This window comes from Nocardia flavorosea (assembly GCF_015477805.1).
In the GTDB taxonomy this organism is placed as follows: domain Bacteria; phylum Actinomycetota; class Actinomycetes; order Mycobacteriales; family Mycobacteriaceae; genus Nocardia; species Nocardia flavorosea_A.
Window position 1 is genome coordinate 692,652 of sequence record NZ_JADLQL010000001.1, and the last position, 16,583, is coordinate 709,234.

The 16,583-nt window shown below is 69.1% G+C and carries 12 protein-coding genes; 4 read left to right on the forward strand and 8 right to left on the reverse strand.

Annotation, left to right across the window (positions count from 1 at the left end; genetic code table 11):
- Positions 1–101 precede the first annotated feature (101 nt).
- A complete protein-coding gene (locus IU448_RS03185; RefSeq protein WP_195054998.1) occupies positions 102–1,154 on the forward strand; it encodes a nucleoside hydrolase in 1,053 nt (350 codons plus the stop codon).
- Between the two features lie 25 nt (positions 1,155–1,179).
- Positions 1,180–2,082, forward strand: coding sequence for an amidohydrolase family protein (locus IU448_RS03190; RefSeq protein WP_416382953.1), 903 nt, complete (start codon positions 1,180–1,182; stop codon positions 2,080–2,082).
- 141 nt (positions 2,083–2,223) lie between these two features.
- Here the strand turns inward: IU448_RS03190 and meaB are convergent, their stop codons facing one another.
- Genes meaB through IU448_RS03205 form a run of 3 tightly spaced genes read right to left on the reverse strand, consistent with a single transcriptional unit; the run spans position 2,224 to position 7,372 of the window.
- A complete protein-coding gene (meaB, locus tag IU448_RS03195; protein ID WP_195053964.1) occupies positions 2,224–3,216 on the reverse strand; it encodes a methylmalonyl Co-A mutase-associated GTPase MeaB in 993 nt (330 codons plus the stop codon).
- A complete protein-coding gene (scpA, locus tag IU448_RS03200; RefSeq protein ID WP_195053965.1) occupies positions 3,213–5,498 on the reverse strand; it encodes a methylmalonyl-CoA mutase in 2,286 nt (761 codons plus the stop codon). Before scpA ends, meaB begins: the two co-directional genes overlap by 4 nt.
- On the reverse strand, positions 5,498–7,372 hold the full coding sequence (locus IU448_RS03205) for a methylmalonyl-CoA mutase family protein (protein WP_195053966.1): 1,875 nt from the start codon (positions 7,370–7,372) through the stop codon (positions 5,498–5,500). The genes scpA and IU448_RS03205 overlap by 1 nt, the downstream gene beginning before the upstream one ends.
- Positions 7,373–7,692: 320 nt before the next feature.
- On the opposite strand from IU448_RS03205, the gene IU448_RS03210 reads away from it, so the two are divergent.
- Positions 7,693–8,403, forward strand: coding sequence for a TVP38/TMEM64 family protein (locus tag IU448_RS03210; RefSeq protein WP_195053967.1), 711 nt, complete (start codon positions 7,693–7,695; stop codon positions 8,401–8,403).
- A 31-nt stretch (positions 8,404–8,434) separates the two neighbouring features.
- Here the strand turns inward: IU448_RS03210 and IU448_RS03215 are convergent, their stop codons facing one another.
- From IU448_RS03215 to IU448_RS03235, 5 genes are all read right to left on the reverse strand, one after another.
- On the reverse strand, positions 8,435–10,246 hold the full coding sequence (locus IU448_RS03215) for a tetratricopeptide repeat protein (protein WP_195053968.1): 1,812 nt from the start codon (positions 10,244–10,246) through the stop codon (positions 8,435–8,437).
- Positions 10,243–12,120: a hypothetical protein gene (locus IU448_RS03220; protein ID WP_195053969.1), complete on the reverse strand. Its 1,878-nt coding sequence runs from the start codon at positions 12,118–12,120 to the stop codon at positions 10,243–10,245. Before IU448_RS03220 ends, IU448_RS03215 begins: the two co-directional genes overlap by 4 nt.
- 386 nt (positions 12,121–12,506) lie before the next feature.
- Positions 12,507–13,790, reverse strand: coding sequence for an ABC transporter substrate-binding protein (locus IU448_RS03225; protein ID WP_324188492.1), 1,284 nt, complete (start codon positions 13,788–13,790; stop codon positions 12,507–12,509).
- A 115-nt stretch (positions 13,791–13,905) separates the two neighbouring features.
- Entirely contained in the window at positions 13,906–15,177 is a 1,272-nt protein-coding gene (locus IU448_RS03230) for an SPFH domain-containing protein (protein ID WP_228812005.1), read from the reverse strand.
- Complete coding sequence (locus IU448_RS03235) at positions 15,177–15,608, reverse strand: NfeD family protein (protein ID WP_195053970.1); 432 nt, start codon at positions 15,606–15,608, stop codon at positions 15,177–15,179. The genes IU448_RS03230 and IU448_RS03235 overlap by 1 nt, the downstream gene beginning before the upstream one ends.
- Before the next feature lie 100 nt (positions 15,609–15,708).
- On the opposite strand from IU448_RS03235, the gene IU448_RS03240 reads away from it, so the two are divergent.
- The gene (locus IU448_RS03240) at positions 15,709–16,536 is read left to right on the forward strand and encodes a DUF3097 domain-containing protein (protein WP_195053971.1); all 828 of its coding nucleotides are present in this window, start codon (positions 15,709–15,711) and stop codon (positions 16,534–16,536) included.
- The last annotated feature ends 47 nt before the right edge of the window (positions 16,537–16,583 follow it).

Here is a 16,583-nt window from a genome sequence, read left to right on the forward strand (position 1 = left end):
CACAGGGGCCGGCAAGGCCATCGCGCCACGTGCCGGCCGGGGCGCGGACTCGTACACCTGTCGACGCCCACTAGGCTCGGGGAGTGCGGCAGCGGATCATCATGGATGTGGATACCGGCGTGGACGATTCCCTCGCCCTGCTGTATCTGCTCGCCAGCCCGGATGCCGAGATCGCCGGAATCGCCGCCACCGCCGGGAATGTGCCCGCCGGGCAGGTCGCGATCAACAGCCTGGCCTGGCTGGACCTGGTCGGCGCACCCGACATCGAGGTAGCACTGGGCGCGGCCGACCCGCTGGAGGTACCGCTGCGCACCACCGAGGACACCCACGGTCCGCAGGGCGTCGGATATGCCGAACTCCCTGCCCCCGCCCGGCGGATCTCCGACCGCAGCGCGGCGCAGATGTGGGCCGACCTGGCGCGAGCGCACCCCGGTGAACTACTCGGCCTGTGCACCGGGCCGCTCACCAACCTCGCCCTCGCGCTGCGAATCGAACCCGAGCTCCCGCAGCTACTGCGCCGGCTGGTGATCATGGGCGGGGCGTTCAACCACCCGGGTAACACCACTCCCACCAACGAGTGGAACGTCCACGTCGACCCCGAAGCCGCGAAACTCGTTTTCGATGCCTTCTCCGCTGCGCCCGCGCACCGGCGTCCCGTGGTGTGCGCACTCGATATCACCGAAACCATCGAGATGCGGCCCGCACATCTCACCCGGTTGGCGAGCCGGGCCGCCAGCTTCCCGATCGAAACAGTATCGCCGGCGGACCCGCCGACGACGCGGTCGGCCGCGAGCAATCCGATCATCCGCCATGTCACCGACGCCGTCCGCTTCTATTTCGATTTCCACCACGGCTACGACCTCGGGTATCTGGCCCATATGCACGATCCGTTCGCGGCGGCCGTGGCCCTGGATCCCACCCTCGCCCGGACCCGGCCGGCGACGGTGGATGTGGAACTCGCCGGAACCCTCACCCGGGCCACCACCGTCGCCGACTGGGCGGGTATGTGGGGACGCCCACCCAACGCCGATATCGTCGTCGCCGCCGACCCCGACCGGTTCTTCGACCGGCTGATCACCCGGATCGGCGACTACGCCCGCGCGCGGTTCCCCGCGACCGCCGGCGAACAACGGCTCATCACCGAATCGAGCTGACCCGAGACCTGAGGAGAGCAAGCCAGTGACCACCCCCGGTGTCTCCGAGATCCCGGCCGACGAGGCGTACCTGACGCAGTTCCGGCAGGGTCTCGGCCTGCCCGGCCTGATCGACGTGCACACCCATTTCATGCCGCACCGGGTGCTGCGCAAGGTCTGGGCATACTTCGATTCGGCGGGGCCGCTCACCGGCCGTCCGTGGCCGATCACGTACCGGGACGAGGAACCGGTCCGGCTCGCGACCCTACGGCGGTTCGGGGTCCACGCGTTCACGGCGCTGGCGTACCCGCACCGCCCGGAGATGGCTGCCTGGCTCAACGACTGGACGGCGAAGTTCGCCGCCGACGTCCCGGAATGCCTGCATACGGCGACGTTCTATCCCGAACCGGCCGCGGCCGGATACGTACCGGACGCACTGGAGCGGGGTGCACAGGTCTTCAAGGCCCATATCCAGGTGGGTGCCTACGATCCCCGCGATCCCCTATTGGAACCCGTCTGGGGTGCGCTCACCGACGCACAGGTCCCGACGGTGATCCACTGCGGTTCCGGCCCGGCCCCCGGTGCGTTCACCGGCCCCGAACCGATCACCGAGGTACTTCGCCGATTCCCGCGGCTACGCCTGATCGTGGCGCATATGGGTATGCCCGAGTATCGCGAATTCCTCGATCTCGCCGACCGCTATCCCGGTGTCCACCTCGATACCACCATGGCCTTCACCGATTTCGCCGAGGACGGTAGCCCGTTCCCGCCCGACGCCCGGAAGCGACTGGCCGATTACGGTGACCGGATCATGTTCGGCAGCGATTTCCCGAATATCCCCTATCCCTATCGCCACGCCGTCCAGGCACTGGAACGCCTGGACCTCGGCGACGACTGGCTGCGCGCGGTCTGTTACCGAACAGCTGCAACGCTTTTTGCTCTCGATTGACCTCCGAGCCGAACTGCCCGCACCACCCCGTCAGAACGGTGCGGCACCGCCCGAGTACATATATTAGTGCGCATATCTACAGATCATCATTTATCGAAGGACGGGAGTCTCCGACAACGCGTGCACCGCCGGAGACCTCGATCAGCTGTCGAAGGCGTCCAGTAACCGTTCCGCGGCGAGCGCCGCAGTGAGCGCACCCGCCCGCACCTGCGACTCCACTTCCCCGCGAATCGATTTCACCTTCGGATTGTCGGCCAGCCGGCGCAGCAGTTGATCGTGCACCATGGTCCACGTCCAGTCGACCTGCTGGCGGCGCCGCTTCTCGGCGAACTCCCCCGCCTCGGTGAGCACCCGGCGGTGGTCCAGTACGGTCTGCCAGAACTTGTCCAGCCCGGTACCCTCGAGGCCGCTCATGGTGAGCACGGGCGGTTTCCACAGCGCATCGTGCGGATGGATGAGCCGTAGCGCGCCGGACAGTTCCCGGGCCGCGCCCTTGGCCTCGATCTCATGTTTACCGTCGGCCTTGTTGACCGCGACCAGATCGGCCAGTTCCAGCACGCCCTTCTTGATGCCCTGCAGCTGATCGCCGGTGCGAGCCAAGGTGAGAAAGCAGAACACGTCGACCATATTCGCCACCGTCACCTCGGACTGGCCGACGCCGACGGTTTCCACCAGGATCACGTCGTAACCGGCCGCTTCGAGCAGCGCGATGGTCTCACGGGTGGCCTTGGCGACACCGCCGAGCGTCCCGGCGGTCGGCGAGGGCCGGATGAAGGCGTTCGCCTCCACCGACAGCCGCGCCATCCGGGTCTTGTCACCGAGGATCGACCCGCCGGTCCGGGTGGACGAGGGATCCACCGCCAGTACCGCGACCCGATGCCCCTGCTGGATCAGGCTCATACCCAGCGCGTCGATGAAGGTGGACTTGCCCACCCCGGGTACGCCGGTGATCCCGACCCGGTTCGACAGGGACGCACCGGGTTCCGGGGTCAGTTTCAGCAGCAGCTGCTGGGCCTGCTCCCGATGGTCGGTCCGGGTGGATTCGACCAGGGTGATCGCCCGGGCAAGGGCGGCCCGCTCACCGGAGCGGACCGCCTGCGCGAGCGCGTCGACGTCGATGGCGCGCGCGTTCATTTCTGCGTATTCGCCTCGCCACCGGTTGCGCCGGAACCGAGCACGTGACCGAGCGCGGCGCCGAGCTTACGCAGCAGGTCGATCGCGGCGTCCGCGATCACCGTGCCCGGCGGGAAGATCGCCGCGGCGCCCGCCTCGTAGAGCTCGTCGAAGTCACCGGGCGGAATGACGCCGCCGACGATGACCATGATGTCGGGCCGGCCGACATCGGCCAATGCCTGCCGCAGGGCGGGCACCAGCGTGAGGTGACCGGCCGCCAGCGAGGACACACCGACGACGTGCACGTCGTTGTCCGCGGCCTGGCGGGCCACCTCTTCGGGGGTCTGGAACAGCGGGCCCACATCGACGTCGAAACCGAGGTCGGCGAAGGCCGTGGCGATCACCTTCTGGCCGCGGTCGTGGCCGTCTTGGCCCATCTTCGCGACCAGGATGCGCGGACGCCGCCCCTCGGCCTCGGCGAACTCCTCCACCAGATCCCCGGCGGTGGTGATATTGGTGACCTTGCCGGCCTCGTCGCGATACACACCGGACAGGGTACGGATCTCGGCCTGATGCCGGCCGTAGACCTTCTCCAGCGCGTCGGAGATCTCACCGACGGTCGCCTTCGCGCGCGCGGCGTCGATGGCCAGCGCCAGCAGGTTGTTCGCCATCCCGCCTTCGGAAGAGCCGGCGGCCCTCGTCAATTCGGCCAATGCCCGTTCCACCGCGTCCGGGTCGCGATCGGCGCGCAACTGTCGCAGCTTCTCGAGCTGTTCGGCACGCACCCGCGAATTCTCGACCTTGAGGACCTCGACCTCGTGATCCTCGGCGACCTGGTACTTGTTCACGCCGATCACCGGCTGCTGGCCGGTGTCGATGCGGGCCTGGGTCCGGGCCGCGGCTTCCTCGATCCGCAGCTTCGGGATGCCCTCACCGATGGCCTGCGCCATCCCGCCGTGCGCCTCCACCTCGGCGATATGCGCGCGAGCGCGTTCGGCGAGCTGATGGGTCAGCCATTCGACGTAGTAGGAACCGCCCCACGGGTCGATCGGGCGGGTCGTGTTGGACTCCTGCTGGATGAGCAACTGGGTGTTACGCGCGATCCGGGCCGAAAAATCGGTAGGCAGCGCGAGCGCCTCGTCGAGGGCGTTGGTGTGCAGCGACTGGGTGTGGCCCTGGGTCGCCGCCATCGCCTCGATACAGGTCCGCGCCACGTTGTTGTAGGCGTCCTGCGCGGTCAGCGACCAGCCCGAGGTCTGCGAATGGGTCCGCAGCGACAGCGATTTCGGATTCTTCGGATCGAACTTCGCGACCAGTTCGCTCCACAGCAACCGGCCCGCGCGCAGCTTGGCGACCTCCATGAAGAAATTCATGCCGATGGCCCAGAAGAACGACAGCCGGGGCGCGAACTTGTCGATCTCCATTCCGGCGTCGATTCCGGCGCGCAGGTATTCCACGCCGTCGGCGAGGGTGTAGGCAAGCTCGAGATCGGCGGTCGCACCGGCTTCCTGGATGTGGTAGCCGGAAATGGAGATGGAATTGAACTTCGGCATCTTCGCGCTGGTGTAGGCGAAGATATCGGAGATGATCCGCATCGACGGTTTCGGCGGATAGATATAGGTGTTGCGGACCATGAACTCTTTCAGAATATCGTTCTGAATCGTTCCGGCCAGCTGTTCCGGCGCCACACCTTGTTCTTCGGCCGCCACCACGTACAGCGCCAGGATCGGCAGCACCGCGCCGTTCATCGTCATCGAGACGCTGACCTGGTCGAGCGGGATCTGGTCGAAGAGCTGGCGCATATCGAGAATGGAATCGATGGCGACACCCGCCATTCCCACATCGCCCTGGACGCGCGGATGGTCGGAGTCGTATCCGCGGTGGGTGGCCAGGTCGAACGCCACCGACAGGCCCTTCTGACCGGCCTGCAGGTTACGGCGGTAGAAGGCGTTGGAATCGGCCGCGGTGGAGAAACCCGCGTACTGGCGGATCGTCCACGGCTGGTTCACGTACATGGTCGGATACGGTCCGCGCACGAACGGCGCGACACCGGGAACGCTGTCCAGCGGGAAACCCGCCGCGGCAACCGCGTCCCGGTCGGCCTTCGTGAACACCGGCGGTACATCGATCCCCTCGGGGGTCGACCACACCAGCTGTTCGGGGGCGTAGTTGTTGGCCGTGGCCGATTTCCGGACGAAGGCGTCACGTGCGCTCTCGTCGGATGCGGCGGGAGTGAAACCCGGTTCCGTGAGCGGCACCTCGGCGAAACTGCCGACCACCTGCTCGATTCGCTGTGTCGTCATCAGGCTCCCACCTTCTCCAGCAGGGCGGTCAGGGCGGCGACCGCGTCGATCCGGGCCGCCAGGAACCCGTCCGGACGGCGGGCCTCCTCGATACCGTTCACGACTTTTTCGGGCCCGGCCAGCAGTACCGTCTCGACACCGGCGCTGCGCAGTTGTTCCACCGCCGCCGCGGCATCGGTGCCGTACCGGGCGTCGGTGCCGCAGAGCACCGCGATCGTCGCGCCGGTTTCCTTTGCCGCCGCGGCGATCTCACCGTCGGCCAGGGGGCCCGGATTCACCGATTCGATACCGCCGGACGCCAGCAGGTTGGCAGTGAAGGTGACTCGCACATTGTGCTCGGCCACCGTGCCCAGCGGCACCAGCAGCGCCTGCGGCCGGGTGCCGTGCGCCGCCAGATAGGTATCCGAACGATCGCGCAGCGCTTCGAACGCGGCGCCGTACCGCTGTCCCGGCCCGGCCGTACGAGCGGCCTCCGACAAGGGGGCCTCCGCCAGGTTCGGGAATTCGTTGACACCGGTGACGGCGGTGCGGCGGTGCGCGATATCGCTGTCCCGCCGCGTTTTCGTCGCAGCTATCCGCGTGCCGAGCACGCCGGAGTCCAGCGCCGCGCGATAGCCACCGGCGGCCTCGAGGTCCTGCATGAACTGCCAGGCGGCACCGGCCAGGTCGGCGGTGTACTGCTCGACGTACCACGAACCCGCACCGGGGTCGTGCACATGCCCGAGGTGGGATTCCTCGAGCAGCAGCAGCTGGGTGTTACGGGCCATCCGTTCCGAGAACGATGCCGAGACGCCGAGTTCACCGGCGGGCAGCGCGGAATCGAACGGCAGAACGGTGACGGTATCCGCGCCGCCGACGCCGGCGCCGAAGGCGGCCAGGGTGGTACGCAACAGGTTCACCCAGGGGTCGCGCCGGCTCATCATCGCGGCAGAGGTCACCGCGTGCTGGGGAGCCGCGCCTTGCGACGGTGCGCCGAGGGCATGGGCGACCCGCGCCCACAGGCGGCGCGCGGCCCGGAACTTGGCGATGGTGGCGAACTGATCGTCGGTGGCGGCGAACCGGAACTCCACCTGGCGCAGCGCCTCGGCGACCGGCATCTCCCCGGAGAGCGCGCGCAGATATTCGAGTCCGGCGGCGACCGCGGCACCCAGCTCCTGGGCGTCGGATGCACCGGCATCGTGGAAGACGGTGCCGTCCACGGTGATCGCGCGGACGGTTTCGGGGCGCCGACCGGCGGCGACCGCCAGGGCTGTCGTCTCGGCGAGGCCGAGGTCATCGGTTCCGGCGAACGCGGCGGTGAGCGGAGCCGCGCCGAGGGAAATCCGGATCGCGGCACGGTCGGGCGTCGAATACCCGTCGACCACCTCGTAGACGGCCGCGGCAGCCTCGGCTGACTCGATACCCGCGCGCAGGGTCAGCGGTGCCAGTTCGAACAGCAGGCCGTCGAGCGCGGCAGCCAGATCCCCCACCGGCACCCCGTGCGTACCTACGGTGAGTTCCACGGCGCTCGCGCCGTTCTCCAGACCGGCGGTCAGCTCCCGGTTCGCGGTCACCGCCTCGGCGGCGTCGATACGGACATTGACGAACCAGCCACGATGGACATCGCGAGTGGCATCGCCGCCGCGGACGAACGGGTAGGCACCGGGCAGCGGCTGCTCGGGCAGTTCGTTCCGGCGCGTGTACAGCGGTGCGATATCCAGCCCGTCGTAGGTGGTCTGGTTCAGCAGCTTTTCGGGTTCCGCACCGAGTTCGGCCGCATCGACCTTGCGGGCCTTGGCCAGCACACCCGCCACACCCTTGCGCCAGGCGGGATATTCGGGCACCGCGGACGAGGACGGATCAGCCCCGGCCGCGGGCTCTGCAGCAATCGGCATACCCTGTTCCCTCTTGTCGTTCCAGTACAAGCGCACCAACTGCGTGCGCGGGTACCTTGGCATCCGCCCAGCTCAGCGAATACTTTGGTTAACGGGCATTCAGCCCGCCCCTTCGATGCTAGCGGGGGCGCCGCCGGCGAGCGTCCGTGGCCACCGCTACCAACGAGTAACCGGAACCGGCAGCGACGGCCCCCGCGCCGATCCGCTATTGTTCTCGCCCGCATCGGCCGAGGGCACAATCGCCGCGCGCCGTTACCGTGCCCGGCCACAGCGTCGGCACCGATTGCCGCAACGCAGACACCACTCGGTAATCTCGCCCGGTGCCCCGCATCCTCCGCGACCGCCGGCTGGTCCTCGTGCTGTGCCTCGCCGCGGTCGTCTGCACGGCGGCGCTGATCACCCCGCTCCCCGACCCCCGCCAGATCCAGGAATGGGCCCGAGACGCCGGGCCTTGGTTCCCGATAGCGTTCTTCGCGGCACATACCCTGATCATCATCGCGCCCGTCCCCCGCACCGTATTCACGGTGGCATCAGGACTGCTCTTCGGCCCGGTCCTCGGTCTCGGTGTGGCGGTCACCGCCTCGCTGCTGAGCGCCGCGGTGGCCTTCCTTCTCGTCCGCGCATTCGGCCGGGCCCGGGTCGCGCCCTATCTGAACCACCCCACGGTGCAGATCATCGACGATCGCCTCCATCGCCGCGGCTGGCTCGCGGTCGGCGCACTGCGGCTTATCGCCTTCGCGCCGTTCTCCGTCGTCAACTACTCCTGCGCGCTGTCCTCGATCCGGTTCTGGCCCTATCTCGGCGCCACTATCGTGGGCATCCTGCCCGGCACCGCGGCCACCGTGGTACTCGCCGATGCACTGACCGGCGGCACGCATCCGGTGATGATCGGTGTATCGATCGCCTGTATCGCCGCCGGCTGCCTCGGCCTGCTGATCGATCAGCGCTGGAAACCGGTCGCGAGCGATCCGGCCACGCTGCCCGGCGAAACCGGTGCCACAGCGCCGGACGAGAGCAGGGCCGTCCGGTAGCCATGCCGCCCGGTCACCGACGGGGATACGCCTACCCGCCGTCCGATTCCGGGCCGACTCCGCCGGTTTCGCCGCCGGCCCGCAGCGGGCGGCGGTCGACCCGTGGCAGCGGCCCGCCCGTCCGCCGCGCCGCGGCTTCGCCCAGCCAGTCCTGTGCGTTACGCGAGATATCACGGGCTGCCGGTAGCGGGTCGTCACCGAGCACCACGTCGGCGTGCTCGGGCACGACGAGCACCGCCGAACCGATATGGTGCAGGCACCTCGCGATACCACGATCATCGGCCAGATCCTCGTACAGGGTGAGCGCTCGCTGCCAATGCCGCAGCGCGCTGCGGGGCTCACCGCGCGCCCAGCACACCGCGCCGTCCAATTCGTGAACGAGCGCCCGGCCATCGTCGTCCTCTTCGCCGGCGGCGCGCACCGCGGCCAGCTCGAGCCGGTCCGCCGCCGCATCCAGCCGGCCCTGTTCGATATGCGCGACCGCCAGGTTCGCGAGCACACGCACCTGGTTGGTCGCATCCTCGCGCGGCAACCGCCACCATGCCGCCCGCAGAAGCTGGACGGCGGCCTCGAGCTCGCGTGCCGTTCCGGCTGTACTCAGTTGCTCCAGCGCCGCGCGGTGCTGCCACCGGGCAGCGAGACCGGTTGCCTGTCGTCGTACCCCGCAGGGTGGCCCGGCGGGGTGTTCCTGCGAGTCCCCCCGCCGGGGCGGCTCCGGATGGGCCGCCGGGTCGCCGGCGGTCTGCAGCCGATGCTCCTGTGCCCCGGCACCGGCTCCCGCAGGTCGCTGCCCGGGTCCGCGGGTTTGCGGCTGCCGTAACTCCATCGACCGCGTGTACCAGCTCATCGCCGACCGTTCGGTGAGCCGGCCGAGGGTCGCCGCAACCGCGGCGCTCTGGTCGTCCGACCTCCGGACCTGATGCGAGTACCAGATATCCAGTGCATCGGCGATCCGCACCAACTGTACGACCGTGGCCGGGGGAATCGACCGGACACCATCGGGGTGACCGGCCGACCGGCCGCCGGTTCCGGGCGGCGCGCACACCCGTTCCACGAGCGCCACCAGATATGCCTGCTCCACCGTGAACCAGCGCCGGGCGCCGGGCGCGAACGGGATCCTGGTCAAAGCGACTGCCCAGCTCGCCGCCTGCCCCGCACAGTGCGACAGCAAGGCGTACAGCGCCGCCGGCCAGATCGAACCGGCCCGCACCTGCGGCGCCCCCGGCGCTTCCGGCACCTTCACCAGCACATAGTGGTCAGCTCTGTGGTCCAGGACCCCGCAATGTTCCAACCGCTGCCGCAGGCCCGGCGCGGTGCACGGTAGGGCGAGCGGACCCGGTTCCGCGGATTCCGATGACGCGGATTCTGCGGGCCGGGGCAGCGGACCGGGCAGATCATCGTGCACAGCCGCCACCGCGGCCAGCACCGCGTGCAGGGTCGCGGTGTCGTAGCTGCGCACCGGCAGTTCTCGCAGCGCGGCGACCACGTCACTGCGCCAGCCGGGGATATGCGGGGAATCCGTCGGCGCGGCGATATCTCGGGTAACGGGCGGCCCCGCCGGACGTGTCCCGTCCAGCACCGCGAGCGTGTCCCGGCGAGCAACGAGCCGCAGACGCGCTCGCCGCTCCATCGCGAACCGGTAACCGGCGTACAGCACGGCCAGCACCACGATCAGCACGGCCAGCCACCGCAATCCGGACGAAAGCAGCCGGACCCCGTCGCTTTCGCCGAAGGAGTTCATCACCAGCGTGCGACCCAGTTCCAGCAGCAGAGTGGTGGCGAGAACAGACAGGCCGCCGAGTACTCCCGGTACCACCGCGGAACGCGGCAGCGGTTCGGTCATCGCAGTACCCCTCCGGTCAGGCCGGGGACGATCCAGCGCCGCCAGGTCGCCAGCACCAGCGCAACCGGCAGCACAGCCGAAATCAACGATCCGGCCGCGAGTTGGGCGGCGTTCTCCCCGAACTGACGCGCCTCGCCCCACAACAGCAGCGACCACGGCGACGCACCCGCACCGCTGATCAGCAGACCGACCACGAAATCGTTCCAGACCTGGACGAATTCGAGAACCGCCACCGCGACCAGAGCCGGTCCGGCCGCGGTGACCAGCCGGCGCGCGACAGTGCCCGGGGCGGCCATCCCGCGTAGCGCGTCCGCGGCCGGGCTGCCCCGCGGCGCGGCGATCGCACCGCGCAGGATCAGCACCGCGATCGGCAGACCGGCGGCCACATGGACGAGTACCAGCGGAATCCGGGTACCGGACAGGCCGTGCTCGTCGATGAACGTGTCGAGCGGACCCAGATACGCCTGCACAGGCAGCACGGCGAGCACCGCCAGCGCGGTGACCGTACCGCGTGCCAACCGGCCGTCCGGGGCGATGGCGAGCCGGTACGCCAGGGGCGCCGCGGCGGCCACCACGACGACCGTCGCGAGGAAGGCCACCCACAGTGTCGCCTGGATGGATTTGCGCAATGCCGGATCCGTCCACATATCGGTGAACGCGCGCAACGACCAACCGCCGGGACCCTGCAAAGCCACCACCAGCAGTGCGATCAGCGGCAGCAGCGCCACAGCCGCCACCAGTCCGAAGCCGGCCGTTCGGGCGTATCCGGCGAGGCCGCCACCGGATACGGCGGGCCCCGTATAGGCCACCGCCGGCACCGGGGACAGACCGGCCGGGCGATCACGGAGGTCGCTCTGCAATGTCCACGCCGCCACCGCGACCAGAACGGTGAGCGGTAGGGCGTACGCGGCGGCTTCGCCCGCGGTGGCCGGGTCGGCGGCCAGCCGCCACCAGTGCACCGTGGCGCTGTCGAGCCGGTACTGCACTGATCCGGGGACACCGATCAGCACCACATCGAAAACCCGGGCGGCGGCCACTCCGACGACGAGTCCGGCCACCAGCACCACCGGCCGCTGCAGTGCGAACAGCCGCCGATACAGCGCGAGACCGGAGAGATTGCTGATCCTGGTCCACTGGACCGGATCGGCGGTGAGCGCGCGGATACTCGCCCGGAACAGCGCAGTGAGGAAACCCAGCCACGTCCACAGGAATGCCGAACCGAGCATCACCACGAACCACGCGCGGTATCCGGGAAACCCGTCGAAGCCGACGTATGCGCCCGAGTACTGGAAGATGAGCCGGAACGCCACACCGGCGACGAACGCGGAGATCCCGAACGGCACGATCAGCGGCAGCAGCCACAATCCGCGGGTATCGCGGCTCCACCAGGCGAGCAGCATCGCCGTGACCAGCAGGACCGCCGCAAAACCCATCCAGTACAGACTGCGGGCATACGGCTGACCGATCAGGTACAGGGCGATTGCGGACACCACCAGGATCGACACCGCAAACCACCGGAACAACCGACGATCGGCGCCGGCCGGTGTGGCGTACCCATCCCGGCCGCCGGCATGACCCGAACGGGCGCGCATCACCACCGCCACGAACGCTGCGGCCAGGATCGCACAGCCCGCCACCGGCCACAATCGGGTCCGCACCGCCAGTACCACGGTCACAGCCGTCGGGATCAGCAACATCACCAGCAACAGCACCGCGGGTGTACAGGCGATTCTGGTGATTCCCCGGGGCGGTGGGCTGCCCGGTACGAGCGGGCCGCGCAGCCGGACGAGCGGCAGTTCCAGGTCCACCCCGTGCGCTCGATGGATTCGCGACAACCGGTCCCCGGGATGCCGCATCGCCGGCGCCCGGGTCATCGGCGATCCCGTCGGGCCCACAGTAGAGGCCCCGGGGCCGCCGCCGGCCGTTTCCTGCGCCGCCGGCCCGGCGATGTCCGGTGCCACTGCGTCCGCCGGCGAGTCCGTCCCGGCGGTATCCCTGCGATCGGATTCGGTCTCCTGAAATCCCGGCGCCGGCCACATCTCCACGGCCGCCGTGCGCCCCACAGATTCGGTGCCCGACACCGTCGGCCCCGGGGGATCGGTGTTCAGCCGCGTCTGTTCCGAACCCCCTGCTCCCGTAGCCGTGGGCCGCTCGGCTGCCGTTCGCGGCTCCGTCATCTCTGCCGCCGGCCCCGTCACCCCTACCGTCTCCGGGTGCGCCGCCGGTACCGACGGGTCCCGCCCACCGGGCTGCGCCGATGTCATCGCCACCCCCTTTCGAACCGGGTCAGCGTCGCCACCGCGGTATCGGTGGCGGCACGCACATCACCACCGGCGTCACCTACGGTGATCAGGAATTCGGTGAGCACCCGCCAGAGCCCCTCGCGGCCACCTACGGCACCGATCCGGTCGGACAGGTCGAAGGCGGACCGGTCCGAGAGCGCGGCGGCCGGAGCTGCCGTCCACGGCGAATACCGTGCCTGCGTCCGCAGGTTCGGGCCCAGGAATCCGCCGGCGCCCTCGATCCACGGCAACGGTGCGCGCGCGTCGGCCAGTGCGCGGACCACCGCATCGGCGCGGTCTCCCGCGGCGCGGGTGAGCACCATGACATCGCCGCCGACGATATTCGGTCCGTCCCGCCCCGCGGCCACGGCCGGAAACGGCACAACACCCACCGCGGATTCGGGGCGCCCCGCCGTGCGGAGTGCGTCACGCACCACCGTCTCGGCGAAATCGGGGGCGGCCACCGCCAGCGCCCGCCGGTGCTCGAAGACATCACGCACCGCGTCGGCGAACTGCCGGACCAATGCCGTGGCGACCCCGCCGGCCAAACCCTCCCGCACTCCCCACAGGTCCCCGAGCCGCGCGAATGTATCGCGGACCGCCGATGTGTCCCAGGACCGTTCCCCGGCCCCGAGGGATTCGTACACCTGCGGTGATTCGGCCAGCAGCACATTCTCGAACAGGTCCGTCAGGACCCAGCCGTCGGCCGCGCCGAGGGACAAGAACCGCCGTGCGGTACCCGCGAATCGCCGCACCCCGGCCGACCAGTCGCGCAAGGTCCATTCCGCCGGCTCACCGGCCCGGAGTTCGGCGACGGCTTCCCGGTCGTACCAGACCAGCGATTTGGCGGTCGCCTTGAAGGGCATGCCATAGAAGCGGTCGTTGTGCCGGCACAGCCGGCGCCAGTGCTCGGCGTACCGCGATCCCTGGGCATCGGACCAGAGATCCTGCGGCACCGGGCGTAACCGGCCGTCGGTGACCAGATCGCGTACCAGACCGGCCTGCGGGAGCATGACGATATCCGGTGCGGACCGCCCGCGTGCGGTGAGCGCGGTGTAGATCTCGTCGCCGAGTGGTACGACCTCCACCGGTTCCGGTAGCCGCGCGCCCGCGAGCACCGACCGGAAGGAGGACAGCTCCTGACCGCTCCACGACACCGCGATCCGCACCGCGCCCGGCGTCCCGAGCAGAACATCCGGCGAGCAGGCCGCCAGTAGCGGCAGCGCCACCGCGGCCCGGAGCACGGTACGACGTGTACTCACACTTCCCCCGATACCCGTGTCCAGCAGAGGGTTTCGATTATCACCCAACCGGAGGTACCGTGGCGCGCTTTCGCCGGATGGCCGATCGGCTATCCGCTCGACCGGAGCGGGCAGGCTACTGCTGCTGCGGCGGCCGCGGCTGCTGGTGGTGGTATTGCTGCGGGGGCATACCGGGCTGCTGCGGTTGCATCCCGTACGCGGGGCCGGGCTGCGGCGGCAGCACCGCCTGCGGCGGTTGCTGCCGCGGCGGAGACTGTGGTTCCGGTTTCCCGGGGTTCACGGGCGCCGCGGTATCCACCGGCGTGCGGGCCACGGATTCGGCGGCGCGAACCGCGCGCTCGACAGCGGGGTCGGTACTGGTATCGAACCAATCCGCGACCTCGTCGGCATCGTCGTCCGGCTTTCCCGCGACCTCGTCTCCGGCCGGGGGTTCGTACCGGAACACACCGTCCTCGCCCTTGGTCGCGAAATTCTTCGCGAAACCCTCCAGCGCCTTCCCGAAATCGCTCGGCACCAGCCATACCTTGTTCGCATCACCCCGGGCAACCATGGGCAGGGTCTGCATGTACTGGTAGGCCAGCAGCTCAGGGGTCGGCTTCCCCGATTTGATCGCGGCGAAAACCTTCTCGATCGCCTTGGCTTGCCCCTGCGCCTGCAGGTAGGAGGCGGCGCGCTCACCCTGGGCCCGCAGAATTCGGCTCTGCCGCTCGCCCTCGGCGGACAGGATCGCCGATTGTTTGGCGCCCTCGGCGGAGAGGATCTGTGCCTGTTTGGCGCCCTCGGCGGTCTTGATCTGCGATTCCCGAGTGCCCTCGGCAGTGAGGATCATGGCGCGTTTCTCGCGGTCCGCTTTCATCTGTTTTTCCATCGATTCCTGGATCGACGGCGGCGGATCGATGGCCTTGAGTTCCACCCGGGCCACCCGCAGGCCCCAGCGCCCGGTGGCTTCGTCGAGGACCCCGCGGAGTTGGTTGTTGATCTGATCGCGGGAGGTCAGCGTCTCCTCTAGGGTCATCCCGCCGACCACATTGCGCAGTGTGGTCACGGTGAGCTGTTCGACCGCGGCGATATAGTTCGAAATCTCGTAGACCGCCGCCTGCGGCTGCATGACCTGGAAGTACACCACCGAGTCGATCTGCAGGGTGAGGTTGTCCTGGGTGATCACCGGTTGCGGCGGGAAGGACACCACCCGTTCCCGCAGGTCGACCTTGGCGCGGATCCGGTCGACGAACGGCACCAGGAACGTCAGCTGTCCCGAAACCGTCCGCGAATACCGGCCCAGCCGCTCGATCACCGCGGCCTCGGCCTGTGGGACCAGCGCGATCGACTTGAAAACCACCACAGCCGCCAAGACCACCAGGGCGGCGACGAGTATCAATGCAGCCATTACGGGCCCTTCCAGACGACCGCGGTCGCCCCGTCGATCTTCATCACGTACACGGTCGCGCCCTCCGGGTACTCCTCCCCGGGGTCCAGGGACCGGGCGCTCCACACCTCGCCGCTCAGTTTCACCCGGCCGCCGTGTTCACCGACCGGCTCCAGCACCAGCGCTGTCTTACCGGTCAGGGCGTCCACATTGGTCGGTGTCGGCGGCGGAGTTCCGAAGCGCCGCAACAGGGCCGGCCGGACACCGAGCAGCAGCACCACCGCCGAGACCGCGAAGACCACCGCGTCCACGACGACGGGGGCGTCGGTCAGGAAGCTCACCCCCGCGGTCAGCAGCGCGGCGGAACCGAGCATCAGCAGCGTCAGTTCACCGACGAACATCTCGGCAGCCGCCAGCAGTACACCGGCGACCAGCCAGACAATAGCGGCCACGTCGACCAGCCTAGTGGGATATCCGCCCGCACGGGGCCGGACGGCAACACCCCGCCCCGGCAGCCGCCGCGGAATCCGCCGATGCGCTACTTTCGGCCCGGTGAGCGATCGATACGGCGATATCTTTTCCGGCCATCCGCGCACCGCGAAACGCACCGTTGCACAGGTCGTGGCCGAACCCGAACTCGTGGTGGAGGACGCGGCCAGTGGCTTCTGTGGCGCGGTGGTGGGTTTCGACCGCAGCTACGACGGCGATTTCGTGAAATTGGCCGATGCCCGCGGCGCCGTACGTCTTTTCGCGCTCCGGGAAGCCGCCTTCCTCATCGACGGCAAACCCGTGACACTGCTGCGGCCCGCGAAATCCGCACCCGCACGGCCGGTCCGTTCGGCCTCCGGCTCGACCCGCGTCGAGGGGCTACGCGCGAAAGTCGCTGCCCCCAGCCGAATCTGGGTGGAGGGCGTACACGATGCCGCGCTGGTGGAACGGGTCTGGGGCCACGATCTGCGGGTCGAGGGCGTCGTGGTGGAGCATCTGGAGGGGCTGGACAATCTCGCTGCCCGCCTGACCGAATTCGGTCCCGGACCGGATAGACGTGTCGGCGTGCTCGTGGACCATCTGGTGACCGGATCCAAGGAAACACATCTCACCACCGGGCTCGGCGAATTCGTCCTGGTCACCGGGCATCCCTTCGTGGATATCTGGCAGGCCGTGAAACCGGCGGCCGTCGGAATACCGGAATGGCCGCGGGTCCCGCGTGGCGAGGACTGGAAAACCGGTGTCTGCCGCCGACTGGGCTGGGGCACACCACAGGACGGCTGGCGACGGGTGTATTCGGCGGTGACTTCGTTCCGGGATCTGGAGGCGCCGCTATTGGGGGCGGTGGAGCGGCTGATCGATTTCGTCACCGAACCGGGGCAACAATTCTAACGCGTGCCGACAGCCTGCGCAGACGCCGCCCGCGGGCTGCCGGCACC

Bases quoted from the DNA above. Each gene is read 5' to 3' on its own strand.
- meaB (WP_195053964.1), bottom strand. From the start codon at position 3,216: ATGAACGCGCGCGCCATCGACGTCGACGCGCTCGCGCAGGCGGTCCGC.
- IU448_RS03215 (WP_195053968.1), bottom strand. From the start codon at position 10,246: ATGACCGAACCGCTGCCGCGTTCCGCGGTGGTACCGGGAGTACTCGGC.
- IU448_RS03205 (WP_195053966.1), bottom strand. From the start codon at position 7,372: ATGCCGATTGCTGCAGAGCCCGCGGCCGGGGCTGATCCGTCCTCGTCC.
- scpA (WP_195053965.1), bottom strand. From the start codon at position 5,498: ATGACGACACAGCGAATCGAGCAGGTGGTCGGCAGTTTCGCCGAGGTG.
- IU448_RS03220 (WP_195053969.1), bottom strand. From the start codon at position 12,120: ATGACCCGGGCGCCGGCGATGCGGCATCCCGGGGACCGGTTGTCGCGA.
- IU448_RS03185 (WP_195054998.1), top strand. From the start codon at position 102: ATGGATGTGGATACCGGCGTGGACGATTCCCTCGCCCTGCTGTATCTG.
- IU448_RS03230 (WP_228812005.1), bottom strand. From the start codon at position 15,177: ATGGCTGCATTGATACTCGTCGCCGCCCTGGTGGTCTTGGCGGCTGTG.